Raw genomic sequence first — 23,823 nt, 5'->3', positions numbered from 1 at the left:
TCAGCCCTCCGGCCGGTCCGTCGCCGCGCCGGACCGGCCGTGACCGGGCCGACCGGAACCGGACCCACCGGAACCAGGCCCACCGGCACCCGGCTCCCCCGGAGCCGCCCCGCCCGCCCCGCTCTCCGCCAGCAGCGAGCGCAGCAACTCCTCGTCGTCAGCCGACAGGACGGAGACGAAGCTGGAGAGCACCGCGTCCCGGTCGCTCTGCTTGTCGAGGAGGCGGCGCATGCGCAGCGCGGCGAGCCCGGCCTCGTTGGCCACGGGCTGCCAGAGCACGGGACGCTTGGGCCCGGTCCGGCTGACGGCCTGCTTGGCGTGGAGCCGGGTCAGGATGGTGATGACGGTGCTGTACGACAGGCCGCCGCCGAGCCGTTGCAGCACCCAGGCGGCGGTGACCGGTTCGGTCGCCTCGCCCAGCACGGACAGCACCTGGGACTCCAACTCGCCCTGGCCGCGCCTGCGGGCAGGCGTTTCCCGTTCACCACCGGTTCCTTCGGCGTCCACCGTCCGGCCCCCCTCTCGCTCGGCGGCCCGGTCACGGTCGTTCACCTGCCGGGCACCGGGGAATCGTATCCAGCCGTCGGCCCCCCGGTGGCGGCCGGGAAAATCTACAGTGCTGTAGATTTTAGGGTGTTGCCGCAGCGTGTCCACGCCGTCACCCGTAGCGGTGCGGTCCGTGCGCGCACCCGTCACCACACAAGGGAGAACACCATGGGCGTGAGCCTGGCCAAGGGCGGAAATGTCTCGCTGACCAAGGAGGCTCCGGGGCTGACCGCGATCCTCGTCGGCCTCGGCTGGGACGTCCGCACGACCACCGGCACCGACTACGACCTCGACGCGAGCGCGCTGCTCTGCGACGAGTCGGGCAAGGTCCTCTCCAACGAGCACTTCGTCTTCTACAACAACCTGAAGAGCCCGGACGGTTCGGTCGAGCACACCGGCGACAACCTCACCGGTGAGGGCGAGGGCGACGACGAGATCGTCAAGGTCGACCTGTCCGCCGTGCCGGGGACCGTCGCCAAGATCGTGTTCCCCGTCTCGATCCACGAGGCGGAGGGCCGCGGCCAGAGCTTCGGCCAGGTCCGCAACGCCTACATCCGTGTGGTGAACCAGTCTGGCGGCGCGGAGATCGCCCGTTACGACCTCAGCGAGGACGCCTCGACCGAGACGGCGATGGTCTTCGGCGAGCTGTACCGGCACGGCGCCGAGTGGAAGTTCCGTGCGGTCGGGCAGGGTTACGCCTCCGGGCTGAGCGGCATCGTCGCCGACTTCGGCGTCGGTCTCTGAACACTCCGGCCCGGTCCGGACGTATCCATCTCAGCGAAGCCACCGAAGGCGGAAACATGACGATCAACCTCTCCAAGGGCCAGCAGGTCAGCCTCAGCAAGTCCGGCGGCGGTGAACTCGGCGTCGTCCGGATGGGGCTGGGCTGGAAGTCGGCGCGCAAGGGCTTCCTGGCCCGGCTGACCGCCCGTGACATCGACCTGGACGCCTCGGCCGTGCTCTTCGCCGGCCAGGAGCCCCAGGACGTCGTCTTCTTCCAGCATCTGACCAGCGACGACGGCTCGGTCCAGCACACCGGGGACAACCGGGTCGGCGGGGCGGGCGAGGGCGGGGACGACGAGTCCATCGTCGTCGACCTGCGCCGGGTGCCCGCCCATGTCGACCAGATCGTCTTCACGGTGAACTCGTTCACCGGCCAGACCTTCGAGGAGGTCGAGGCCGCCTTCTGCCGTCTGGTCGACGAGAGCAACGGCCAGGAGCTGGCGCGGTACACGCTGACCGGCGGCGGGCGGCACACCGCGCAGATCATGGCCAAGGTCCAGCGGTCCGGAGCGGGTTGGCAGATGACGGCCATCGGCGCGGCGGCCGACGGGCGCACCTTCCAGGACCTGATGCCCGCCGTCGCGCAGCACCTGTAGGAACGCCTTAGCGCCGTGGGGGCTCGCGGGACCTCCCGTGGGCCCCCACGGCCACACATCGATCGAGGGAGAGTATGGGCAGGCCTTCCCGGCTCGGGGACGAGGACAGATCCGACTACGCGGATGTGCTCGACGAGGTGCTCGCCTCGGCGGAGATCCGCCGGCTGCTGGAGCGGTCCGGGCTGAGCGCCGACCGGCTGCGCACCCGGGCCCTGGCCGCGGCGGCGCGGACCGCCCCGGCGGCCGCCGCCGAGCACCGGGCGTACGCGGCCCTGCGGCGCGCCCACCACGACCGGGTCCCGGACGGCGGGCGCCCCTCCCTGTCGGGCCCCGGGGCCCAGGAGCGGCCGGGCGCCGGGGTGCTGGCGGTCCTCGGGGTGCTGACGCCGATCCTCGCCGCGGTCGCCGCGACGACGTTCCTGCTGCTGGGGTACGGGCTCCGCCTGACCGACAGCCTGACGGACCTGGCCGACACCCTCGTCCGGGTGGGCTGGGTCAGCCTGGCCATCGCGGCGGCCACCTCCCTGATCAGCCTGGTCGCCCTCTACCGCACGGCCGCGCTCCAGTCGGCCCCCGGCTCACCGTCCGGCCCGTCGCGCGACGAGCACCGCTCGCCCGACCTTGACCGTGCCCGGGATGCCTGGCGCACCGCCCTGCGGGACAAGGCGATCCGGCCGTTCCTGCTCCAGGAGCTGGCGGCGGCGGACCGGACGGCCGAGGCCCCGAGGGCCGATCGCGCCCGGCCCCGCCCGCGTTCACGGGCCCGGACTTCTCCGCGCCGGACTTCACCGCCCCTGACTTCTCCGGGCCCGGTGCCCACACCCGCCCCGCCTACAGCCGCCCCGACTTCACCGGCCCGGGTTTCTCGGGCCCCGGGGCACCGGGCGCCTGAGCAGGGCACCTGTACACCGCAGCACCGCACCTCCCCGGCGCTCGGCGCCGACGCGGCCCCGGACGGCGGCCGGGCCCCGGTCACCGGCTCACCACGCCTGTACGGCCCCGGGGCACGCACAAGGGGCTCCCGGCGCCGACGCCTACACCGGCGTACGCTCCCGCTGTCGGCGGCCGGCCGCGTCCGCCAGGGCCGTCATGACCCGGAGGTCCTCCCCCATCTCCGGGTGCCACTGGACCCCGAGCACCAGGCTCTCGCGGTCCGGGAGTTCCAGCGCCTCCACCGTGCCGTCGGGGGCGTGGGCCGAGGCGATCAGGCCGGTGCCCAGGCGGTCCACGGCCTGGTGGTGGTAGGCGGGGACCGTGGTCTGTTCCGGGACGGCCGCCGCGTACGCCGTGCCTGGGACGGGGTCCACCGGGTGGCCGCCGAAGACGGCGTGGCCGCCGGTGTGGCCGTCCAGGTGCTGGTGCAGGGTGCCGCCGAGGGCCACGTTCAGGAGCTGCATGCCCCGGCAGATGCCCAGCAGCGGGACGCCCTGCTCGATCGCCGCCTCGATCAGGGCGAGTTCCCAGGCGTCGCGCTCCCGGGCCGGAGGCCCCGTACGGGGGTCGGGGTCGGCTCCGTACCGTACGGGCTCGACATCCGCTCCCCCGGCGATCACCACCCCGTCCAGGGCGGCGACGAGCTCCCGGGCCGCGTCCTCCGCCTCGTCCGGCGGCAGGAGCACCGCGAGTCCGCCCGCCGCCCGGACCAGGCGGGGGTAGGCGGCGGGCAGGAGCACCGCGGGCATCTCCCAGACGCCCCAGCGGGCGGGGTCCTGGTAGGTGCTGATGCCGATGACGGGCCGGGACATGGGACGGCTCCTTCGGTTGTCTCGTTACGGATCAGGGGGCACGGGCGGTCGGTTCTCGTCGCGGCCCCCGGAGCGCGGGCGGTCAGCCGCGCCGGAGTTCGGCCTCCGCCGCCGCCAGTGCGGCGAACTCCTCCTCCGGGGCGCCCGCGACCAGCCGGTGGCGGCTGTAGAAGGCGAAGTAGGCGAGCGCCACCGCGTACACGCCGAGCGCGATGAACGCCGCGTCCCGGTCCACCAGGAAGGTCGCCACCAGCGCCGAGCATGCCAGAACGAAGGCGACCGACGAGGTGCCCGCGCCGCCGGGGGTGCGGTAGGGCCGGGGCAGTTCGGGTTCGCGGCGGCGCAGCACGATGTGGGAGAGGGCCATGAGCGCGTAGCTGATGGTGGCCCCGAAGACGGCGACGTTGAGCATCCGGCCGCCGTTGCCGCTCCAGGCGGCCAGGGTGAAGCCGATGATCCCGGGGATGAGGAGGCCGAGGTAGGGGGACTTGCGGCGGTTGGTGAGGGAGAGGAAGCGGGGCAGATAGCCGGCCCGGGAGAGGGCGAAGAGCTGGCGGGAACCGGCGAAGACCAGGGAGAAGAAGGAGGCCACCAGTCCGGCGAGGCCCGCGTAGTTGACGAACCGGCTCAGGACGGTGGGCTCGCCGCCGCCCTGGAGGGCGACCACGAGCGGGTTCCCGGCCTCCTTGATGGCGTCGGCGCCCCGGGCGCCGGTGGCGGAGACGAAGGTGATGAGGGCGAGGAAGACCAGGACGGCGAGCGAGATGGCGAGGGCCTTGGGCATCGAGCGGACCGGGTCCCTGGCCTCCTCGGCGGCGAGCGGCACGCCCTCCACCCCGAGGAAGAACCACATGCCGAAGGGGAACGCGGCCCAGATGCCGAGCAGTCCGTACGGCAGCCAGGAGTTGGAGCCGAAGGCGGTGGTGTCGGCCGGGATGTCGTTGAGGCGGCCCGCGTCGAACTCGATGAAGGCGCCGATCGCGAAGATGAGCAGGGCGGCGACCGCGATGGCGGTCACGACCAGGCTGAAGCGGAGCGCTTCGCCCACGCCCCAGAGGTGGATGGAGATGAAGATCGCGAAACAGGCGAGGTAGACCGGCCAGCTGGAGGTCAGTCCGAAGAGGCCGAGCGATTCTACGTAGTCACCGATGAAGAGGGAGATCGCGGCGGGGGCGAGGATGTACTCGATGAGGATGGCCGTGCCGGTGAGGAAGCCACCCCAGGTGCCGAGCGCGCGCCGGGCGAAGCCGTAACCCCCGCCCGCCGTGGGGAGGATGGCGGAGAGTTCGGCCAGGGCGAAGACGAGACAGGCGTACATGACGCCCATCAGGAGCATGGCCACGGCGAGTCCGCCGAAGCCGCCCTTGGAGAGGCCGATGTTCCAGCCGGAGAAGTCGCCGGAGACGACGTAGGCGACGCCGAGCCCGGTGAGCAGCAGCCAGCCGGCGCTGCCCCGGCGCAGGGTGCGGCGGTCGAGATACGCGGCGGTGCCGGAGGCGTCGGCCGCGCCCTTCCCGGTGCCGGTGCTCTTGCCGCCCGGCGGTCCGGCTGGTGTTTCGGTTCCCTGGGCCATGAGGTGCTCCAGACGTGTGTCGACTCCGTCGACGGAATCCCGTCGCTCAAAGGTTCGTCGGCACACCTTTGTGGAACGTCGGGGCGGATGGCAAGGGGCGCGCGTTAAAGAGTGGTTACGGATCCACCGTGCGGGGGCCGGCGGGGCGGCCGGTCAGGAGAGGAAGCCGCGCAGCAGGGCCGCCGTGCCGGCGCAGTGTTCGCGCATCATCTCGCGCGCCGCCTCCGCGTCCCGGTCGAGCACCGCCTCGACGACGGCCGCGTGCTGCTGCTGGGAGTGCTCCAGGTTGCGGACCAACAGGGGGATGCAGTCGAGGAGTTCGTTGAGGGTGGCGCGTACGGAGGCGTACTGGGCGGCGAGCGAGCGGGAGCCGGAGAGTTCGGCGAGGGTGAGGTGGAGCAGGGTGTCCTGGCGGCGGTAGTCCTCCAGCCGGGCGCCCTGGGTGGCCTCCAGGGCCGTACGCAGCCGGCCGGCGCCGTCGGCCGCGAGCCCGTCGGCGCAGAGCCCGGCGGCCCCGGTCTCCAGCACCTCGCGGAAGCGCAGGGTGTCCTCCACGTCGACGGCCGCGATCCGGCGGCGCAGCTCGTCGCCGCTGCCGGGGGCGGTGGCGCGGGGCAGGACGAACGTTCCGCCGTAGCGGCCGCGCCGGCTCTCCACCATGCCCTGGTCCTGGAGGACCTTGAGCACCTCGCGCAGGGTGACCCGGCTGACGCCCAGGTGCTGGGCGAGTTCGCGTTCGGCGGGGAGGCGGTCGCCGGGCGGGACGAGGCCGAGCCGGAGCAGTTGCAGCACCTGTTCGAGGGTCTCCTCGAAGCCGTTGCCCGCGCGGACGGGCCGCAGCACGGAGGCGAGCGGCCCGGGCCCGGCGTCGGCCACCCCGCCCGCCGCCTCCCCGCCCGCCCCCTCGACGGCCTCCGGGGGGCGTTCCGCTGCCGCCGGACGGGTGTCGTCGGTTCTCCTCCTGGCGGCCATCCGCGCATCCCCTTCCCAAGCAATGGTTTCCTGTCATACCTTAAGCCTCCCGGTTCACCCAAGGAGGAATCCCGTGGCAGACCGCACATCCCCGCTCACCGTCGACGAACTCTGTTCACGGGTCGCGGAGGGCTCGATAGACACGGTGGTGCTGGCCTTCCCCGATATGCAGGGCCGGCTCCAGGGGAAGCGGTTCGCCGCCAGGTTCTTCCTCGACGAGGTGCTGGAGCACGGTACCGAGGGCTGCAACTATCTGCTGGCCGTGGACACCGAGATGCGTACGGTCGACGGCTACGCGATGTCCTCGTGGCAGAACGGCTACGGCGACTTCGGCATGGTCCCCGATCCCGCCACGCTCCGCCCGGTGCCCTGGCACGAGGGCACCGCCCTGGTGATCGCGGACCTGGCCTGGCACGACGGCGGCCCGGTCGTGGCCGCGCCGCGCCAGATCCTGCGCCGCCAGCTCGACCGGCTCTCCGCGCTCGGGTACACCGCGCAGGTCGGCACGGAGCTGGAGTTCATCGTCTTCCGGGACAGTTACGAGGAGGCCTGGGACCGCGACTACCGCGGGCTGACCCCGGCCAACCAGTACAACGTCGACTACTCCATCCTCGGAACCGGCCGCGTCGAGCCGCTGCTGCGCCGCATCCGCAACGAGATGCAGCAGGCGGGGCTGACCGTCGAGTCGGCCAAGGGCGAGTGCAATCCCGGCCAGCACGAGATCGTCTTCCGTTACGACGAGGCGCTGACCACCTGCGACCAGCACGCCGTCTACAAGACCGGCGCCAAGGAGATCGCGGCCCAGGAAGGCGTCTCGCTGACCTTCATGGCCAAGTACGACGAGCGCGAGGGCAACTCCTGCCACATCCACCTCTCCCTCACCGACGAGAACGGTGAGAACGTGATGGCGGGCGACGGACCGGACGGGATGTCCGAGCTGATGCGCCACTTCCTGGCCGGACAGCTCGCCGCCCTGCGGGACTTCTCCCTCCTCTACGCGCCCAACATCAACTCCTACAAACGCTTCCAGCCCGGCTCCTTCGCCCCCACCGCCGTCGCCTGGGGCGTCGACAACCGCACCTGCGCCCTGCGGGTCGTCGGCCACGGCCGGTCGATGCGCTTCGAGAACCGGCTGCCGGGCGGTGACGTCAATCCGTATCTGGCCGTGGCCGGGCTGGTCGCCGCCGGACTGTACGGGGTGGAGCAGCGGCTGCCGTTGCCGGAGGCGTGTACGGGCAACGCCTACACCTCCGCGTACGACCAGGTGCCGACGACCCTGCGGGAGGCGGCCGAGCTGTGGGAGGCCAGCCCCATCGCGAAGGAGGCGTTCGGCGAGGAGGTCGTCGCGCACTACCTGAACATGGCCGAGGTCGAACTCGCCGCCTACGACTCGGCGGTGACCGACTGGGAGCTGCGCCGCTCCTTCGAACGCCTCTGACCATCCCTGCTTCCTGATCGAGGTCCGTACGTGTCACAGCACTCCGCGGCGTCCACCCTGGACGTCCTGAACCCGGCCACGGCCGAGGTCATCGCCAGCGTGCCCGCCGCCTCCCCCGCCGATGTGGACGCGGCCGTCGCCCGCGCCACCGCCGCCCAGCGCCCGTGGGCCGCCGCCGCGCCCGCCGACCGGGCCCGGCTGCTGCGCCGCTTCGCCGCCACCGTCGACGAACACATCGAGGAACTGGCCCAGTTGGAGGTGCGGGAGGCCGGTCACACCATCGGCAACGCCCGCTGGGAGGCGGGCAACGTCCGCGACCTCCTCGACTACAGCGCGGGCGGGGCCGAGCGGCTGCTCGGCCGGCAGATCCCGGTGGCGGGCGGCATCGACTTCACGGTCCTGGAGCCGCTGGGCGTCATCGGGATCATCGCCCCCTGGAACTTCCCGATGCCCATCGCCGCCTGGGGGCTCGCCCCGGCGCTCGCGGCGGGCAACGCCGTCCTCCTCAAGCCCGCCGAGACCACCCCGCTCACCGCTCTGCGGCTGGCCGAACTCGCCCTGGAGGCAGGGCTTCCCGAGGGACTGTTCCAGGTGCTGCCCGGTGAGGGGCCGGTGGCCGGGAGCGCCCTGGTGGACCATCCGGGCGTGGCGAAGATCGTGTTCACCGGCTCCACCCGGACCGGGAAGCACATCATGACCCGGTGCGCCGAGCGCGTGAAGCGGCTGACCCTCGAACTCGGCGGCAAGAGCCCCAACATCGTCTTCGCGGACGCCGATGTGGAGGCCGCCGCGGCCGCCGCCCCGATGTCCTTCCTGGACAACGCGGGCCAGGACTGCTGCGCCCGGACCCGGATCCTGGTCGAACGGCCGGTGTACGACCGGTTCCTGGAGCGGTTCGCCCCGGCGCTGGCGGCCGTGGTGGTGGGCGATCCGGCTGACGGGAAGACGCAGATGGGCCCGCTGATCTCGGCCGCCCAGCGGGAGCGGGTGCGCGGCTTCGTCGACGGGGACCGGGGCGCCGACGGCGTCACGGTGCTCCTCGGCAAGGCTCCCGAAGGGCCCGGGTTCTGGTATCCGCCGACCGTGCTGACCGGGGTGGCGGCCGATGCCCCGGTGGCCGTGGAGGAGGTCTTCGGGCCGGTCGCCGTGGTCCTGCCGTTCGACGGCGAGGAGGAGGCCCTGCGGCTGGCGAACGCCACCGACTACGGGCTCGCGGGGTCCATCTGGTCCCGGGACATCGGGCGGGCGCTCCGCGTCGGCCAGGGGCTGCGGGCCGGGAACCTCTCCGTCAACTCGCACTCCAGCGTGCGCTATTCGACCCCCTTCGGCGGCTTCAAGCAGTCGGGTCTGGGCCGTGAACTCGGTCCTGACGCCCTGGCCGCCTTCACCGAAACCAAGAACGTCTTCATCAGCACGGAGGCCTGAGCACCATGACCGACACTTCCCCTGTCTGCCGCCGCCTGGTCGGCCGCACCGCCGTCGTCACCGGAGCCGGCAGCGGCATCGGCCTGGCCACCGTACGGCGGCTGGCCGCCGAGGGCGCCCAGGTGGTCTGCGCCGATGTGGACGAGGTGAGCGGCAAGGCCGCCGCCGAGGAGGCGGGCGGGCTCTTCGTCCGTACCGACGTCACCGACGCCGAGCAGGTCGAGGCGCTCTTCAAGGCGGCGTTCGACACCTACGGTTCGGTGGACATCGCGTTCAACAACGCGGGGATCTCGCCGCCCGACGACGACTCGATCCTGGAGACCGGTCTCGAGGCCTGGCGGCGGGTGCAGGAGGTCAACCTGACCTCCGTCTACCTCTGCTGCAAGGCGGCCATCCCCTACATGCGCGCCCAGGGCCGGGGCTCGATCATCAACACGGCCTCGTTCGTGGCCCGGATGGGGGCGGCGACCTCGCAGATCTCGTACACCGCGTCCAAGGGCGGGGTGCTGGCGATGTCGCGTGAGCTGGGGGTGCAGTTCGCCCGCGACGGCATCCGCGTCAACGCGCTCTGCCCGGGGCCGGTGAACACGCCGCTGCTCCAGGAACTGTTCGCGAAGGACCCGGAGCGGGCCGCGCGGCGGCTGGTGCACATCCCGGTCGGCCGGTTCGCCGAGCCGACGGAGATCGCCGCCGCCGTCGCCTTCCTGGCGAGCGACGACTCCTCGTTCGTCAACGCGACGGACTTCCTGGTGGACGGCGGAATCGCCGGGGCGTACGTCACCCCGGTCTGATCCCGTACGCCTGCGGGGGTCACTCGCCCCCCGCCGCTGGTGCTCCCCTCAGCCTCTGTGAGCGGAGCACCAGCAGCATTTCGAAGCGCTGGTCGGGGTCGTCGATCGCGTCGCCCCACAGCTCGCGGATCTGGCGGAGCCGGTAGCGGGCCGTCTGCGGGTGGATGCCGAGCCGCTGGGCGACCTCGGGGGCGCCCCCGGGCGTCTCGATCCAGGCGAGCAGGGTCTCGGCCAGCCGCCGCGCGGCGGTCGGGCCGAGGCCGTCCAGCGGGGCGAGGCAGCGGCGGGCGGCGGCGTCGATCAGCTCCCGGGACGGCAGGAGCACCAGCTCCTCGGTGCGCTCGGTGCAGTGCAGCACCTCGCCCTGGGGCAGCAGGTTCTTCTTGATCAGCTGGACGGCCGTCTCGGCCCAGCGCAGCGAGGTGGCGGCGGCGGCCAGCGGGACCGACGGGCCGATCGCGCCGGACCAGCCGGCGGTGGCCCGGCGCAGGGTCTCCGCCCGGCCGGCCGTCTCCGGGTCGGGGATGACGATGCGGGGCTGCTCGCTCTCCATCTCCAGCAGGATCCCCTGCCCCACCGCGGGGGCCACGGCCTCCCGGGCGGGGCGCATCAGGACGCCCACCGCGATGGTCTCCGGCAGCTCCCAGCCCACCCGGGCCGCCCGCTCGGCGAGCGTACGGGCGGAGTCGCCGCGGTGCTCCACCAGGAGCAGGTCGATCAGCTGGCGCTGGAGGCGCAGCCGCTCGCTGGCACGGCGGGCCGCCGCCTCGGCGTAGCCCAGGACCGACTGTTCCACGAGGCCGTCCAGATACTCGAAGCCGGATTCGGCCAGCTCGTACATGGCGGGGGCGGCGATGTCGACCTGCTGGCCGATCTCGGCGAACCTGCGCCAGGTGAGCCGGACGCCGAGCCGGTAGACGGCCTGGAGGGAGTCGAGGGTGCGCCCGTGCAGCCCCTCGCCCCGGCCGAACTCCTGGAAGACCTCCGGGGGCACCCGGGGGTCGGCGGCGCCGGAGGCGAGGTGGCGGACGAAGCCCTCGATGGCCCGGCGGATGCCGACGAGCGCCATGGGCTCGCCGGACTCGTCCTCGACGAGCTGGAGGTAGGGGTAGTCCTGCCGGATCTCGGTGAGGATCTTCTGGGCGATCTCCGGGGCCTCGGCCAGGGCGATGGAGGCGAACCGCTCCACCTTCGACCGGGGCACCTCCTGCCAGGCGTGAGACTTCACGAGCCCGCCGACGCGGTCTCGTAGCTGATCAGGGGGGTGTTCGGCTGCTCGGGCGTGGCGTCGAGCAGCGCCACGATGCCCATGGCGGCACCGACGGCGAGCGCCGCGCCCACCAGAGCGGTGGCGGCGGCGGTGATGAGTCTGCGCATGATCGGGTCAGCTCCTTGCTCGGAGTCGATCCCCGCTCCGTACAGCCGGGCCCCTCCGGCTGGCACACAGTGTCGGCAGTCCATTGACATGCCGTCAAGGCCTTGCTTACTGTTCACGCCAATCAAGGGCTGACCGGCCCGGGGCCCGTGCACCTCCCGCGAAGAGATTCGACCCAGGAGTGCCCGGATGCGCCGCACTGCTTCACCTCTGTCACTTTTCCTACTGGGTGCAGGGGTCTTTCTGCTCGTCCTCGCGCCCCTGCTCGTCTGGTACGTCCAGCCGCAGGCCAAGCGCACCCCGATCGACACCGACACGACCACGGTCTTCACCGGGACCGGCAGCTACTTCGACACCGGCGAGGTGGAGACGGTCACGGGCAAGGAGATCACGATCACCCGCCAGGTGCGCGGGGACGTGGCGGACAGCCTCAAGAGCGGCAACGCCGTATGGGACGTGTCCACCTCGGTCGACCACTCCGAGACCCTGCCCGCCTCCGATCCGCGGGACGCCCTGCAGTGGACCATGGAGCGCTGGGTGACCGACCGGTACACCAATGAGCCGGTCCACTGCTGCGAGGAGTCCCCGACCTTCGACGGCGAGGCGTATCTGAAGTTCCCCTTCGATGTCGAAAGACGCGCATACCGCTGGTGGGACAGCACCCTCGGCGGCGTGGTGCGCCTGGAGTACGCGGGCGAGCGGAAGATCCAGGGGTACGAGGGCTACCTGTTCAAGGGCAAGGTCGAGCCGACCAGGACCGGGGTGCGCCAGGTGCCCGGCGTGCTCGTGGACAGGCCGAAGACGCCCCAGATCCTGGCCGAGGAGTGGTACTCCAACAGCGGCATCGAGCTGGTGGTGGACCAGCGGACCGGGCGGATCATCAACGCGGCGATCGGCCCGAGGAAGACGCTGCGGGCGCCGGGCTCCTCCAAGGACGCCGTGACGCTGCTGGAGAGCAAGCGGGTCGAGTTCACCGAGGAGACCCAGAAGAAGCAGGTCGAGCTGGCGTCGGCGGACAGCAAGCGGCTGGCACTGCTCGGCGGAACCCTGCCGGCGGGGACGGTCGCGCTCGGTCTCGTCCTCACCCTGGTGGGCACGGTGCTCGTCGTCCGGGGGCGCCGGAGCGAGCCGGAGGCCCCGAATACTCACATGATGACGAACTCGCCCACCTGAGTTACCGGCAAGTTGTCGCATCGGTGAGTAGCCGGGTGCCTACCCGTGACGAAAACTGTCTATCCCCACCAAAGCACGGCCCCCGGTCTCGTCACACCTTGATCCCGCGCCCCACCGCACCACCTTCACACCCGTTCCCTTTCCGTCTTCCCGACCCCGTTCCCGTGCGCCTCGCCCCTCCGGCACCGGAACCCTCACCGCTCGTCCCAGCCCCACCCGAGTCCCCCGCTCCCCGAGCCGAGTTGGAGCACCCATGCCCCAGCACGTACCTCCCCCGCTGCTCCACGCAGCCGCGCCACAGGGTCAGGGCCCGGTCTCCCCCAGGATTCCCGCCTCCCCGAGACGCATCGTCTTCCTCGCCCACCGCGACCTGGGCAACCCGGCCGCGGGCGGCTCCGAGCTGCTCATCGACCAGCTCGCCCTCGGCCTCACCGAACGCGGCCACGACGTCACCCTGCTCTGCGGTGGGCAGGCCGCGCGGCGGCCCTACCGGGTCGTCTCCGCGGGCTCCCAGCTGGGGCACTACCTCGGCGCCCGCTCCGCGTTCGCCCGGCAGGTCGGCAGCTGCGACCTGCTGGTGGAGGTCTGCAACGGCATGCCGTACCTGGCGCCCCTGTGGCACCGGGGTCCGACGGTGTGCCTGGTCAACCATGTCCACACCGATCTGTGGGAGATGCGTTTCCCGGCGCCGGTGGCCCGCGCCGGGCGACAGCTCGAACACTGGGCGCTCTCCCGGGCCTACCGGGACCATCTGATGATCGCCGTCTCCCCGTCCACCGCGACCGCCCTGCGGGAGCTGGGCGTTCCGGACGAGCGGATACGGCTGGTGAACAACGGCGTCCAGGAGCCGCGCCCGCAGACCGAACGCTCCGCGACCCCGCTCTTCCTGGCGCTCGGCCGGCTGGTCGACTACAAGCGCATCGACCTGCTGCTCCAGCTCTGGGAGCGGGTCCGGCCCGTCACCGGCGGCCGGCTCGTGGTCGTCGGTGACGGTCCCGAGCGCGAGCGGCTGGAGCGGCTCGCCGGTCCCGGTGTGGAGTTCGCCGGGCATGTCTCCGAGGAGGAGAAGCACCGGCTGCTCTGCGCCTCCTGGATGCTGCTGCACCCGGCGGCCGTCGAGGGATGGGGGCTGGTGGTCACGGAGGCCGGTTCCCGGTCGACGCCGACCCTCGGCTTCGACGTCCCCGGGCTGCGCGACTCCGTCGAGGACGGGGTCACGGGCATCCTCGCCCGGGGCGAGTCGTCCTTCGCCGCGGCCTGGTGCGCGCTGGCGCTGGACGAGGAGCGCCGCCGGGCGATGGGCAAGGCCGCGCGCGAGCGGGCCGCCGCCTACCGGTGGAGCAGCAGCGTGACCCAGCTGGAGGCCGTGGCCGCCGAGGCGATCAGCGGTACGCGGTCCTGGCCGACGGGTGCCCGCCCGTGAAAGACCCGTCCTTCCGCCGTTCCCTCGCGCTGTTCCGCGCCTTCCTGCGCGAGCCCGAGGACCCGGAGACCGTCTACACCCTGCTGGCCAGGGACGCGGCGGACCAGGTCGAGCGGCATGTCCCCCTGGAGGGGAAGGTCGTCGTCGACGTCGGCGGCGGCCCCGGTTACTTCACCCGGGAGTTCCGGCGGCGCGGCGCGCAGGGCTATCTCTTCGAGCCGGACGCCGGGGTGCTGGGTGACCGGTCGGCGCGGGGGCCGCGGGACGCGGTCGTCGCGGACGGCTATCTGCTGCCCCTCGCGGACGGGGCGGCCGATGTCACCTTCTCCTCCAACGTGCTGGAGCACGTCGAGGACCCCCACACCTTTCTCAGCGAGATGGCGCGGATCACCCGCCCCGGCGGGCTGATCTACGTCTCGTTCACCAACTGGTACTCGCCGTGGGGCGGCCACGAGTGGGCCCCCTGGCACTACCTGGGCGCCGAGCGCGCCCGCGCACGGTACGAGCGGCGCACCGGCAAGCCGGCCAAGCACCGCCTCGGCGAGAACCTCTTCAGGATCGGCGTCGGCCCGACACTGCGCCATGTGCGGGGCCGTACCGACGTGGACATCGTGTCCGCGCGGTCGCGGTACTGGCCGGTCCTGCCCGAACTTGTCACCCGGGTGCCCGGAGTGCGGGAATTCGCCACCTGGAACCTCCTTCTCATTCTCCGGCGGTGTTCATGACCAGCGCAGTCCACCTCCCACCCCACCAGGCCCCGGACGGCGGCGACCCGCCATCCGGCAGACCGGCCGACGGTACGGCGCCCCGTTCGCGGCGCTGGCTGCTGGGGGTCTGGGCCGTGGTGTTCGTGGCGTTCCTGGCGGTGTCGCCGGGACGCATGACGTTCGACACCAAGCTCGGGGTCGTCGTGGATCCCGGGCGGTTCCTCGGTGACCTGGGCGAGCTGTGGCACAGCCGGAACGGGTTCGGCGGGATCGCCGACCAGTACATCGGCTACCTCGTGCCGATGCTGCCGTACTACGGGCTGGCCGAGCTCACGAAGGTGCCGACCTGGCTCGCGGAGCGACTGTGGCTCTCGCTGATCGTGGCGACCGCCTTCTGGGGCGCGCTGCGGCTGGCGGAGCGGCTGCGGGTGGGCTCCTCGGCCACCCGGCTGCTCGGCGCCCTGGTGTACGCGCTCTGGCCGACGTACACGATCGTGATCGGCTCGACCTCGGCCGCCGCCCTGCCGGGCGCGATGCTGCCGTGGGTGCTGCTGCCGCTGACGGACGCGCGCCTCGCGCCGCGGATCGCCGCCGCCCGTTCCGCGCTGCTGATCCCGCTGATGGGCGGGGTGAACGCGGCGTCCACGCTGGCCTCGCTGCTGCCGGTGGGGCTCTATCTGCTCTCCCGGCCGGGGGGTCCGCGCAAGCGGGCGCTGCTGCTGTGGTGGATACCCGGCGTGATCCTCGCGACCGCGTGGTGGATCGTTCCGCTGCTGCTGCTCGGCGTCTTCGGTGAGAACTTCATGCCGTACGTGGAGTCGTCGTTCACCACGACGACGACCATGTCGGCGGCCGAGGCGCTGCGCGGCGCGGGCAACTGGGTCGGCTATCTGAACTTCGGCGAGGCCTGGCTGCCCGCCGGGTGGACCGTCGTCACCGGGACCGTCACGATCCTGGGCTCGGCGCTGGCCGCCGCGCTGGGTCTGGCCGGTCTGGCCCGGCGCGATCTGCCCGAGCGCCGCTGGCTGGTGCTGACCGTGCTCTCCGTCGCGCTGATCACGCTCGCCGGGTACGGCGGTGCGCTGGGCGGTCTCTTCCACGGGACCGTGCAGGAGTGGCTGGACACCTGGCTGGTGCCGTTCCGCAACATCTACAAGTTCCAGACGGGTCTGGCCCTCGCCCTGGCGCTCGGCCTGGCCCACATCACCGCCGTGCTCGCGCTGCGGCTCGGGCGGAGCGGGCAGGACGGGCGGGTGCCGGTGCGGGCGCGCCGGCTGGCCCCGGTGGTCGCCGCCGTGCTCGTGCTGCCGGGTCTTGCCTGGCCGTACGTCAACGGGTCGATCCTGCAGCCGGGTTCGTTCAAGGAGATCCCGGATCACTGGGCGAAGGCCGCGGACTGGCTCAAGGAGAACTCTCCGGACGACCGGGCCCTCGTGGTGCCCGCCACCGCGCACGGCATCTACGCCTGGGGCTCCACCATCGACCAGCCGCTGGACGTGCTGGCCGACACGCCGTACGCCCAGCGCGACTACGTCCCCTTCGGCACCCCGGGCAACCGGCGGGCGATGGACGCGGTCGAGCAGGCGCTCACCTCCGGCGGGCAGGTGCCCGGGCTGAGCGAGTTCCTGAACCGGGCGGGGCTGCACTACGTCGTGGTCCGCAACGACCTGGACCCGGACCAGTTGGGGTACGTGCCCACCACCACGGTCAAGCGCACCCTGGAGGCCTCCGGCTACCGGCGCGTCGAGAGCTACGGCCCGGTGATGACCGGCGGCCGGATCGCCGACGGCACCCCGGTGCAGATCGAGGGGCTCTACCCGCGCCAGAAGGCGGTGGAGATCTACGAGCCGCCCACCGGCACCGAGCGTCCCGGCCGGGCGACCGCCGTCCCCGTCTCCTCGACCGCCGTCGTCAGCGGCGGCCCGGAGTCCCTGCTGCCGCTCGCGGCGGCCGGTGTCCTGGAGGGCCGGCCGACCGTGCTGGCCGGTGACGCCCACCCGGGCGTGGGCAAGCCGTCGCTCTACGCGGCGGGCGACGGGCTGCGCCGGGCCGACACCCGCTTCGGCCTGGTCAACACCAACACGTCCCACACCTACACGGCGGACGAGCGCAACGCGCCGGAGGCCGAGCAGGACCCGGGTGCGCAGCCGCGCCAGATCCTGCCGACCGAGGGGAAGCAGCACCAGACCACGGCGGTGCTGCGGGGCGCCAAGTCGGTGACCGCGTCGTCCGTCGGCAACTGGCTCTTCCATCTGCCGCAGTACGACCCGGTCAACGCCTTCGACGGCAACCCGGACACGGCGTGGGCCGAGGGCTCCGCGGCCTCCCCGAAGGGCGAGTGGGTCCGGATCGACTTCTCCGGTACGCAGGAGATTCCCGCCTCGCTGCAGCTCACCCCGCTCCCCGGCAACGGTGTGCGGGCGGCGGCGACCGAGGTGCGCGTCGAGACGGACCGGGGCCACAAGGACAGCCCGGTCCGCCCCGACGGCTCCCTCCAGCAGGTGGCCGCGCCCGAGGGCCCGGCCCAGTGGCTGAAGGTGACGATCCTCAAGTCCCAGCAGGGGCGCCCCGGTCTGACCGGCGCCGGGTTCAGCGACATCGCCATCCCCGGGGTGCAGGTGACCCGGATGCTGGAGCTGCCCGCCGACGCCCCGCGTGAGGGTGCCGACGCGACGGTCTACGCGCTGAAGCGCGGCAGCGACCCGGGCGGGCTCTCCGCCGTGGCCGCGGAGACCGGGCTGCACCGGCAGTTCACCACCGGTCAGGCCGGGGAGTACACGGTCGCCGCGAGTGCGGTGCCCGTGCCGGGCGACGCGCTGGACAAGCTGCTGTTCGAGCTGACGGGGAAGCGCAACCAGATCCTGGTGAGCGCCGACTCCACGGCCCGGCTCGGCACCAACCTCACCGCGCGCAACCTCACCGACGGCGACCTCACCACGGCGTGGATCGCGGGCGACCGCCCCGTACTGCGCCTGTCGTGGCCGGAGGCGACCGAGGTCGGGGAGATCGTCTTCGCGGCGGCCGGCGGGATCTCCGCCCGGCCCGAGCAGGTGCAGATCAGCTCGCCGGACGGCACGGCGGTGGCGGCGGTGGACGAGAACGGCATGGCCCGCTTCTCCCCCATCAAGACCGACAAGATGGACATCACCATCTCGCGTACCGCGCCGCTCACCGTCCACAACCCGTTCGCCGGCGACAAGTTGCAGCTGCCGGTCGGGCTGAGCGAGGTCTACATCCCGGCGCTGGACAAGTTCCGCTCGCCGCAGCCGGACCCGGAGAAGGAGTTCAGCCTGCCCTGCGGAAAGGGTCCGGTCCTCGCCATCGGCGGCACGCTCATGGAGACCAAGGCGGAGGGCAGAATCGGGGATCTGACCCAGCGTCGCCCCATCGCCGTCTCGCTCTGCTCCGAGCAGAGCAAGGTGGAGCTGGGCGCCTCGACCCACACGGTGGAGGCCGGGGACGCCGGTCCGCTCGCGATCACCGATGTCACGCTCTCCTCGGGTGGGACGAAGGCTCCCGCGGCCACGGCCCGGACGCTCGACGTCAAGGAGAGCGAGGGCGACCGCCGCACGCTGACCATCGGCGCGGGCGAGGCCTCGTACCTCCAGCTCCACGAGAACCACAACAAGGGCTGGAAGGCCACGCTGAACGGCAAGGAGCTGACGCCGCTGCGGATCGACGGCTGGCAGCAGGCCTGGCTGGTCCCCGAGGGCGAGGGCGGCACGGTCACCCTGGAGTACGGTCCCGCGCGGATCTACCAGGCGGGGCTGATCGGGGCCGGGGTGCTCTTCCTGGTGCTGGTGGGGCTCGCGTTCGGCCGTCGCCGGGACTCCGGTGGTGCGGAGGGCGCGTACGACGGTACGCACGCGGACCAGCCGGTTCCGCCGGGTCCGGGGCTGATCCTGGGCACGGTGGCGCTCACCCTGGTGGGCATCGTGATCGCGGGTCCGGTCGCCCTGGTGGTGCCCGTCCTCGCGGTGCTCGCCCACTTCCGCCCGTCGTGGCTGGCGCCCGTCGCCTTCGCCTCCATGGCGGCGGCCGGGGTGGTCGTGGCCATCGGCACCGGGGAGTACACGGCCAGGGGCGAGGGCGCCTTCGGGGCCACCGCCCAACTCCTGGCGCTGATCGCCCTGTTCGCCGCACTGGTCACGGTCTCCGCACCGGGCCGGGGACGGCGGGCGGCGGGCCGCTCACCAAAGCCTTCGGCCGTGGCGGCCGGTGGCGGGGACACCGAGGCGACGATCCCGCAGCAGGCGGTGCCGTCGTCCGGCCGGACCCTCTCCGCCGACGCCCGGAAGCCGGACGGCACCGGCCCAGGCACCGGGAAGCCGCACCTCGGGAAGGAGCACACCGACCCGCCCACGCGCGGTCCGGGCTCCCCGGCCTCCCCGTCCGACGGCGGAGGACCCAACGGATGACCGCCACGCACCCCGCCCGGCCGCTCGCGGCCGGGCGGCTGCCCCGGGTTCCGTTCCCCGTCGTGGACGAGGTGGACCGGCACTGCGCGCAGGACGCCGAGCCGAGCACCATCCACATCGAGGTCCATCTGCCCGGGCGGCTGGAGGAGGACCGGCTGCGGGCCGCGTTCGCCGCGGCGCTGGCCCGGCATCCGCGGGCGCTGATGCGGGAGCGGCCCCGCGGCCCGTTCGCCCGGCGGTACGAGTGGGAGCTGACCGACGCCCCGGACCGGGACCCGGTCGGCTTCCCGCCCGCCGCGCCCGGGGCACTGGACCGGGCGCGGGCGGACTCGCTCGCCGCCGCCCCGCCGCTCACCCTCTCCCCTCCACTGCGGGTCACCGTGGTCGAGGAGCCGGGGAGGGAGGGGTGCGTGCTGGTCTTCACCGTGCACCACACCGCCATGGACGGGCCCGCCTGTCTGCGGCTGGCGGCCACCGCCGCCGAGATCTACAGCGGGCGGGCGGCCCCCGTGCCGGCCGCCCCGGCCCGCCCGGTCACGGCCCCGGTGCCCCCACGCTCCGGGGCCCCGGCCCTCGCCCGGCCCGCCCGGGTGGCGGCGGGCACCCCGGGCAGCGCGGCGGGCAACTCCCAGCTGCTGGTCGAACTGCCGGTGCCCCGGCGGGAGTCGGGCGCCCCGTACACGGTGAACGACCAGCTGATGGTCGCCACCGCGCTGACGGTGGCCGACTGGAACCGGCGGCAGGGGGCGCCCGAGCGGCCGCTGCGCATCACCATGCCCGTGGACGACCGCGACCGGGGGCCCGGGATGCCCATCGGCAACGGCACCCGGCTGGTCGAGGTCGGCTTCGACCCCGCCGAGGTGGCGCCCGGCGCGGACATCCCCGTACTGCTGCGGCTCACCGCCGAGCGCACCCGGGCCCTCAAGGCGCTGCCCCGCCCCCAACTGGGGCGCTCCGTCTCGCTGTTGACCACCCCGCTGCTCCCGGTCGCCGCGCGTGCTGCGTACACCCGGGGGCTGCGGGTGCTGGCGGGGCCGTGGACCTCCACGACGCTGCTCAGCAACGTCGGCCGGATCCCGTACCCGCTGGACTTCGGTGAGGCGGGGAGGTCCGGCGCCCTGTGGATCTCCGCCCCGGCCCGGCTGCCGAGAGGGCTCACGTTCACCACCGCGTCCACCGGCGGCCGGCTCCATCTGGCCCTGCGCTGGTCGCGGACCCTGCTGGGCGACGAGGACGGCCGGGAGTTGCTCGGCCTGTTCACCCGCCATCTGGCGGCGACTTCCCCGGAGACCGTATGACCGACACCGCACCGCTCCCGCAGGCGGCCGCCGTGCCCGCCGCCCCGCACGGGACAGACACCCCGGCCGCCGTGCCCGCCGCCGCCCCGCACGGGACAGACACTCCGGCCGACGCACCCGCCGCCGCCTCGCAGGAGACCGGCGCCCCCGCCGCCCCTCCTTCCGGCCTGCGGGACTTCTACGAGAACCCGGCCGTCCCCGTGGCCTCCGGCGACGGGCGCAGCCTGCGCCAGGCCCGGCTGCTGGCCGCCGCCCTCGCCGGGCGGCCCGGCGGGACCGTGGTGGACGTCGGCTGCGGCGACGGGACGGCCGCCGCCACCGCCGCCCCGCTGCTGGCCGGACACCGCCTCATCGGCATCGACTGGTCGCAGGACGCGCTGCGCCGGGCCCGCCCCCGGATGGGCGCGGTGGTCCGGGGCGAGCTGGAACACGGGGGGCTCCCGCTCGCCGACGGGTGCGCGGACGCGGTGCTGTTCAGCGAGATCCTGGAGCACCTGGTCGACCCGGACCAGGCGCTGGACGAGCTGCGGCGCATCCTGAAGCCCGGCGGCCATCTGATGCTCTCCACCCCGAACCTGGCCGCCTGGTACAACCGCGCGCTGCTGCTGGCCGGGGTGCAGCCGGTCTTCTCCGAGGTGAGCCTGCGCGGTATCCACGGCCGCCCCGGCTCGGAGGTGGTGGGCCATCTGCGGCTCTACACCGCCCGTGCGCTCCGCTCGTTCCTCACCGCCTCCGGCTTCGAGGACGTGAAGATCACCGGCGCCCCCTTCCACGGGGTGCCGCGCCCGCTGCGGCTGGTGGACCGGGCGGCGTGCGCGGTGCCCGGAGCGGCGTCCATCCTGCTGGCCCACGCTCGGCGGCGATAGCGCGATGTGGTGGGGTGTGGGGGCCGCGCTGGTGGCCAACCTGCTGTACAGCGTGGGGTTCGTGGTGGAGAAGCGGGCGCTCGGCAAACTGCCCGCGCTCTCCGCGGGCCAGCCGCTGCGCGTCATCCTCGTGCTGCTCACCAGCCCGCTGTGGATCGTGGGCGCGCTGGCGCTCGCGGCCGGTTTCGCGGCCCAGCTGGTGGTCTACCGCGCGCTGCCGATCGCGGCGGCACAGGGCATCTTCGTCTCCGGCCTGGTGCTGCTGCTCCTGCTCTCCTCGGCCGTCCTCGGCGAGGAGTCGACCGGGCGCGAACGGTACGCCCTGGGCGGGGTGCTGGTGGCCCTGCTCATGGTCGTCGCCTCGGTGCGCGAGGGCGAGGACACGGTGGGCAGCGGCGCCCCCTGGATGCTGGTGCTCCTGGTCTGCGTCCCGGCGCTGGCGGCGGGCGTCTGGCTCTACGTACGGGTGGAGAGCCGGGCGCACAACCGCCACCGGGTGCCGACCAGCGGCATCGGTTACGGGGTGGCGGTCGGGCTGCTGTACGGCGTCAGCTCGCTGGCCGTCAAGGGCACCTCCAGCCGGCTGACCACCACCGACCTCGGGGAGGCGGCCCGTTCGCTGTTCGGCTCGCCCTACCCGTATCTGCTGCTCTTCACCGCCGTGGCCGGTCTCGTCATGTCCCAGACGGCCCTGCAACGCTGCCGGGCCTCCCTGATCGTGCCCGTCTGCACCACGGTGACCTGCCTGTTCACCGCCGTCCTCGGGACGCTCGCCTTCGGCGAGTCCCTCCCCGACGATCCGCTGCTGCTGGCCCTGCGGGTGGCCGGCACGCTGCTCGCCCTGACCGTCCTGCTGGCCATGCCCCGTCACGACCCGCCCCCGGCGGCGGCCCCGTCCTGACCGCACCGAGACCACCTCACTCCGACCGACCCCCGTCCCCGAGGGAGCCCCGATGAACCCCGACGATCCGCTGCTCACGATCCTGGCCTGCCCGCTCGACAAGGGCCCACTGACCCTGCTCACCGACGAGGAGGCGCTCTACAACCCCCGGCTGCGCCTGAGTTACCCCATCCTGGAGGGCATACCGCAGTTGCTGCCCTCCTCGGGCCAGAAGGTCGGCGCCGACGAACACGAGAGGTACCTGGCGCGCCGGAAGGCCCCGGCCACGTGACCACGTTCGCGGCGGCGGTGGCGTCCCGGCTGCCCACCGGCCTGGTCGCCTCCGCCGCCGTCGCCCTCTACCCGCGCTTCGAACCGGAGCTGCGCCGGCTGGCCGACTTCTGCCCGCCCGGCTCCACCGCCGTGGACATCGGCGGCTGGTACGGGCCCTGGTCGCGGCGGCTCGCCCGGCGCTGCACGGAGGTCGTCACCGTCGAACCCGTACCGCATCTGGCCGACCATCTGCGCCGTACGCTGCCGTCCAACGCCCGGGTGGTGCAGGGGGCGGCGACCGACCGGACCGGCGACCGGGTCCGGCTCTGGTTCCCGGAGGGGGACGAGGGCGACCGGGGCGTCTCCTCGCTGGAGCGCCGGGACATCCATGCGCACAGCGTCGAGGTGGAGTCCCTCACCGTCGACGGCCTCGGCCTGCGCGGGGTCGGCTTCGTGAAGATGGACGTCGACGGCGCGGAGGTGGCCGCGCTGCGGGGTGCGGCTGAGCTGCTGCGCAGGGACCGTCCGGCGCTGCTCGTCGAGCTGGAGAGCCGGCTCGGGCCGATCGGCCCGGCGGTCGACCTGCTCACCGGCCTCGGGTACGCGGGGTGGGTCCTGGCGGGCCGCCGCTGGACCCCGCTGACCGGCTTCGACCTGCCCGCCCACCAGGCGAGGACGGAGCACCTGGTGCATCAGGGGCTGCTGCGCCGGGCGTTGGTGCCGCGGCGGACCCGGTACATCAACTCGGTGCTGTTCCTTCCCGAGGGGAGGGTGCCGGGCGGGGACCACGGCCGCTGAACGCGGGTCCGTCGCAGGTCATCTAGGGTGGCGCCGTGAGAGTGCTGCTGGTGGAGGACGACGCGGACCTCCGGTTCGGGGTGGCGGCCGCGCTGCGGGCGGCCGGTCTGGCGGTGGACGAGGCCGTCGATCTGCCGCAGGCCGACGAGGCCCTGTTCATCACCGCGTACGACTGCGTGGTCTTCGACCGGATGCTGCCCTCCGGGGACGCCGCCGCCTATGTGGAGGAGCTGCGGCGGACCGGGCGGGCCGTTCCGGTGCTGTTCCTCACCGCCCGGGACACCGTGGCCGACCGGGTGGAGGGGTTCGCCCGGGGCGGCGACGACTATCTGGTCAAGCCGTTCGCCGTGCCCGAGCTGGTCGCCCGGGTGCGCAGCCTGTGCCGCCGCGCCCCGGCCGTGGCCCCGCCGGTGCTGCTGGTGGGGGACGTGGAGATCGACACCGCCCGGCGCCAGGTGCGGCGGGCGGGGGTGCTGCTGACCCTCACGCGGCGGGAGTTCGCGGTCCTGGAGGTGCTGGCCACCCGCGCCGACCGGGCGGTGAGCCGGGCGGAGCTGATCGAGAGCTGCTGGGACGAGATGGCGGAGCCGCAGTCCAACGTGCTGGAGGTGCTGGTCTCGCAGCTGCGGCGGAAGCTCGGCACCCCTCCGCTGCTCCACACCGTGCGCGGCGTCGGCTACCGCCTGGCCGACGAGCCGGCCCGGTGAAGGGGCGCGGGGCGAGGCTTCGCGGGGTGAGGGGCC

22 protein-coding genes are annotated in these 23,823 nt (G+C 73.3%); 15 read left to right on the top strand and 7 right to left on the bottom strand.

Annotation, left to right across the window (positions count from 1 at the left end):
- The gene (locus DJ476_RS31795) at nt 1–507 is read right to left on the bottom strand and encodes a BlaI/MecI/CopY family transcriptional regulator (protein ID WP_112492679.1); all 507 of its coding nucleotides are present in this window, start codon (nt 505–507) and stop codon (nt 1–3) included.
- Nucleotides 508–714: 207 nt separating this feature from the next.
- Between DJ476_RS31795 and DJ476_RS31790 the strand changes: the two genes are divergently transcribed.
- Together DJ476_RS31790 and DJ476_RS31785 are read left to right on the top strand one after the other, a co-directional pair.
- Nucleotides 715–1,290, top strand: coding sequence for a TerD family protein (locus DJ476_RS31790; RefSeq protein ID WP_019762110.1), 576 nt, complete (start codon nt 715–717; stop codon nt 1,288–1,290).
- 56 nt (nt 1,291–1,346) lie between these two features.
- Nucleotides 1,347–1,925: a TerD family protein gene (locus DJ476_RS31785; RefSeq protein WP_070202723.1), complete on the top strand. Its 579-nt coding sequence runs from the start codon at nt 1,347–1,349 to the stop codon at nt 1,923–1,925.
- 115 nt (nt 1,926–2,040) lie between these two features.
- Here DJ476_RS31785 and DJ476_RS34695 read toward each other — a convergent pair whose 3' ends face one another.
- From DJ476_RS34695 to DJ476_RS31765, 4 genes are all read right to left on the bottom strand, one after another.
- Complete coding sequence (locus tag DJ476_RS34695) at nt 2,041–2,433, bottom strand: hypothetical protein (RefSeq protein WP_162638819.1); 393 nt, start codon at nt 2,431–2,433, stop codon at nt 2,041–2,043.
- 526 nt (nt 2,434–2,959) lie between these two features.
- Complete coding sequence (locus tag DJ476_RS31775) at nt 2,960–3,670, bottom strand: gamma-glutamyl-gamma-aminobutyrate hydrolase family protein (protein ID WP_112492129.1); 711 nt, start codon at nt 3,668–3,670, stop codon at nt 2,960–2,962.
- Nucleotides 3,671–3,752: 82 nt separating this feature from the next.
- Complete coding sequence (gene eat / locus DJ476_RS31770) at nt 3,753–5,243, bottom strand: ethanolamine permease (RefSeq protein ID WP_112492128.1); 1,491 nt, start codon at nt 5,241–5,243, stop codon at nt 3,753–3,755.
- Between the two features lie 153 nt (nt 5,244–5,396).
- Entirely contained in the window at nt 5,397–6,215 is an 819-nt protein-coding gene (locus DJ476_RS31765) for a FadR/GntR family transcriptional regulator (protein WP_241565662.1), read from the bottom strand.
- A gap of 73 nt (nt 6,216–6,288) precedes the next feature.
- Here DJ476_RS31765 and DJ476_RS31760 point away from each other — a divergent pair, with 73 nt between their 5' ends.
- From DJ476_RS31760 to DJ476_RS31750, 3 genes are read left to right on the top strand one after another with little or no spacing between them, the layout of a single operon-like run.
- Nucleotides 6,289–7,653, top strand: coding sequence for a glutamine synthetase family protein (locus DJ476_RS31760; RefSeq protein ID WP_112492127.1), 1,365 nt, complete (start codon nt 6,289–6,291; stop codon nt 7,651–7,653).
- A 30-nt stretch (nt 7,654–7,683) separates the two neighbouring features.
- A complete protein-coding gene (locus DJ476_RS31755) occupies nt 7,684–9,078 on the top strand; it encodes an aldehyde dehydrogenase family protein (RefSeq protein ID WP_112492126.1) in 1,395 nt (464 codons plus the stop codon).
- A gap of 5 nt (nt 9,079–9,083) precedes the next feature.
- Complete coding sequence (locus tag DJ476_RS31750; protein WP_103419479.1) at nt 9,084–9,869, top strand: 3-oxoacyl-ACP reductase; 786 nt, start codon at nt 9,084–9,086, stop codon at nt 9,867–9,869.
- A 19-nt stretch (nt 9,870–9,888) separates the two neighbouring features.
- Here DJ476_RS31750 and DJ476_RS31745 read toward each other — a convergent pair whose 3' ends face one another.
- Both DJ476_RS31745 and DJ476_RS34690 read right to left on the bottom strand, forming a co-directional pair.
- Nucleotides 9,889–11,097 carry a helix-turn-helix domain-containing protein gene (locus tag DJ476_RS31745; RefSeq protein WP_103419478.1) on the bottom strand — a complete coding sequence of 403 codons (1,209 nt, stop codon included), beginning with the start codon at nt 11,095–11,097 and terminating at the stop codon, nt 9,889–9,891.
- Nucleotides 11,094–11,246, bottom strand: coding sequence for a DUF2613 family protein (locus DJ476_RS34690; protein ID WP_114929289.1), 153 nt, complete (start codon nt 11,244–11,246; stop codon nt 11,094–11,096). The genes DJ476_RS31745 and DJ476_RS34690 overlap by 4 nt, the downstream gene beginning before the upstream one ends.
- Nucleotides 11,247–11,433: 187 nt before the next feature.
- On the opposite strand from DJ476_RS34690, the gene DJ476_RS31740 reads away from it, so the two are divergent.
- The 10 genes from DJ476_RS31740 to DJ476_RS31695 all read left to right on the top strand — a co-directional run bounded on the left by DJ476_RS31740 (nt 11,434) and on the right by DJ476_RS31695 (nt 23,787).
- Nucleotides 11,434–12,417, top strand: coding sequence for a DUF3068 domain-containing protein (locus DJ476_RS31740; protein ID WP_112492125.1), 984 nt, complete (start codon nt 11,434–11,436; stop codon nt 12,415–12,417).
- Nucleotides 12,418–12,670: 253 nt separating this feature from the next.
- Nucleotides 12,671–13,840 carry a glycosyltransferase family 4 protein gene (locus DJ476_RS31735; protein WP_112492124.1) on the top strand — a complete coding sequence of 390 codons (1,170 nt, stop codon included), beginning with the start codon at nt 12,671–12,673 and terminating at the stop codon, nt 13,838–13,840.
- Entirely contained in the window at nt 13,837–14,565 is a 729-nt protein-coding gene (locus DJ476_RS31730; RefSeq protein ID WP_103419476.1) for a class I SAM-dependent methyltransferase, read from the top strand. Before DJ476_RS31735 ends, DJ476_RS31730 begins: the two co-directional genes overlap by 4 nt.
- Nucleotides 14,562–18,965, top strand: coding sequence for an alpha-(1->3)-arabinofuranosyltransferase domain-containing protein (locus DJ476_RS31725; protein ID WP_112492123.1), 4,404 nt, complete (start codon nt 14,562–14,564; stop codon nt 18,963–18,965). The genes DJ476_RS31730 and DJ476_RS31725 overlap by 4 nt, the downstream gene beginning before the upstream one ends.
- On the top strand, nt 18,962–20,263 hold the full coding sequence (locus DJ476_RS31720) for a condensation protein (RefSeq protein WP_103419474.1): 1,302 nt from the start codon (nt 18,962–18,964) through the stop codon (nt 20,261–20,263). Before DJ476_RS31725 ends, DJ476_RS31720 begins: the two co-directional genes overlap by 4 nt.
- Nucleotides 20,260–21,129 (top strand): class I SAM-dependent methyltransferase, encoded by an 870-nt coding sequence (locus tag DJ476_RS31715; protein WP_318294828.1) that lies wholly within the window; start codon nt 20,260–20,262, stop codon nt 21,127–21,129. The genes DJ476_RS31720 and DJ476_RS31715 overlap by 4 nt, the downstream gene beginning before the upstream one ends.
- A 4-nt stretch (nt 21,130–21,133) precedes the next feature.
- Nucleotides 21,134–22,030, top strand: coding sequence for a hypothetical protein (locus tag DJ476_RS31710; protein ID WP_079167453.1), 897 nt, complete (start codon nt 21,134–21,136; stop codon nt 22,028–22,030).
- Between the two features lie 52 nt (nt 22,031–22,082).
- Nucleotides 22,083–22,301 (top strand): Trm112 family protein, encoded by a 219-nt coding sequence (locus DJ476_RS31705; protein ID WP_019763518.1) that lies wholly within the window; start codon nt 22,083–22,085, stop codon nt 22,299–22,301.
- Nucleotides 22,298–23,080: an FkbM family methyltransferase gene (locus tag DJ476_RS31700; RefSeq protein ID WP_112492122.1), complete on the top strand. Its 783-nt coding sequence runs from the start codon at nt 22,298–22,300 to the stop codon at nt 23,078–23,080. Before DJ476_RS31705 ends, DJ476_RS31700 begins: the two co-directional genes overlap by 4 nt.
- 41 nt (nt 23,081–23,121) lie before the next feature.
- Nucleotides 23,122–23,787 (top strand): response regulator transcription factor, encoded by a 666-nt coding sequence (locus DJ476_RS31695; RefSeq protein WP_112492121.1) that lies wholly within the window; start codon nt 23,122–23,124, stop codon nt 23,785–23,787.
- Nucleotides 23,788–23,823 lie beyond the last annotated feature (36 nt).

The sequence above is a fragment of the Streptomyces bacillaris genome (assembly GCF_003268675.1).
GTDB lineage: Bacteria > Actinomycetota > Actinomycetes > Streptomycetales > Streptomycetaceae > Streptomyces > Streptomyces bacillaris.
The sequence above is the reverse complement of the archived record's forward strand: the minus strand, read 5'-3'. Positions and strand labels throughout refer to the sequence as shown.

What these genes read in the sequence shown, in the direction of transcription:
- DJ476_RS31790 (WP_019762110.1), top strand. Translation starts at nt 715, where the DNA reads ATGGGCGTGAGCCTGGCCAAGGGCGGAAATGTCTCGCTGACCAAGGAG.
- DJ476_RS31785 (WP_070202723.1), top strand. Translation starts at nt 1,347, where the DNA reads ATGACGATCAACCTCTCCAAGGGCCAGCAGGTCAGCCTCAGCAAGTCC.
- DJ476_RS34695 (WP_162638819.1), bottom strand. Translation starts at nt 2,433, where the DNA reads ATGGCCAGGCTGACCCAGCCCACCCGGACGAGGGTGTCGGCCAGGTCC.
- DJ476_RS31775 (WP_112492129.1), bottom strand. Translation starts at nt 3,670, where the DNA reads ATGTCCCGGCCCGTCATCGGCATCAGCACCTACCAGGACCCCGCCCGC.
- eat (WP_112492128.1), bottom strand. Translation starts at nt 5,243, where the DNA reads ATGGCCCAGGGAACCGAAACACCAGCCGGACCGCCGGGCGGCAAGAGC.
- DJ476_RS31765 (WP_241565662.1), bottom strand. Translation starts at nt 6,215, where the DNA reads ATGGCCGCCAGGAGGAGAACCGACGACACCCGTCCGGCGGCAGCGGAA.
- DJ476_RS31750 (WP_103419479.1), top strand. Translation starts at nt 9,084, where the DNA reads ATGACCGACACTTCCCCTGTCTGCCGCCGCCTGGTCGGCCGCACCGCC.
- DJ476_RS34690 (WP_114929289.1), bottom strand. Translation starts at nt 11,246, where the DNA reads ATGCGCAGACTCATCACCGCCGCCGCCACCGCTCTGGTGGGCGCGGCG.
- DJ476_RS31740 (WP_112492125.1), top strand. Translation starts at nt 11,434, where the DNA reads ATGCGCCGCACTGCTTCACCTCTGTCACTTTTCCTACTGGGTGCAGGG.
- DJ476_RS31735 (WP_112492124.1), top strand. Translation starts at nt 12,671, where the DNA reads ATGCCCCAGCACGTACCTCCCCCGCTGCTCCACGCAGCCGCGCCACAG.
- DJ476_RS31725 (WP_112492123.1), top strand. Translation starts at nt 14,562, where the DNA reads ATGACCAGCGCAGTCCACCTCCCACCCCACCAGGCCCCGGACGGCGGC.
- DJ476_RS31720 (WP_103419474.1), top strand. Translation starts at nt 18,962, where the DNA reads ATGACCGCCACGCACCCCGCCCGGCCGCTCGCGGCCGGGCGGCTGCCC.
- DJ476_RS31715 (WP_318294828.1), top strand. Translation starts at nt 20,260, where the DNA reads ATGACCGACACCGCACCGCTCCCGCAGGCGGCCGCCGTGCCCGCCGCC.
- DJ476_RS31710 (WP_079167453.1), top strand. Translation starts at nt 21,134, where the DNA reads ATGTGGTGGGGTGTGGGGGCCGCGCTGGTGGCCAACCTGCTGTACAGC.
- DJ476_RS31705 (WP_019763518.1), top strand. Translation starts at nt 22,083, where the DNA reads ATGAACCCCGACGATCCGCTGCTCACGATCCTGGCCTGCCCGCTCGAC.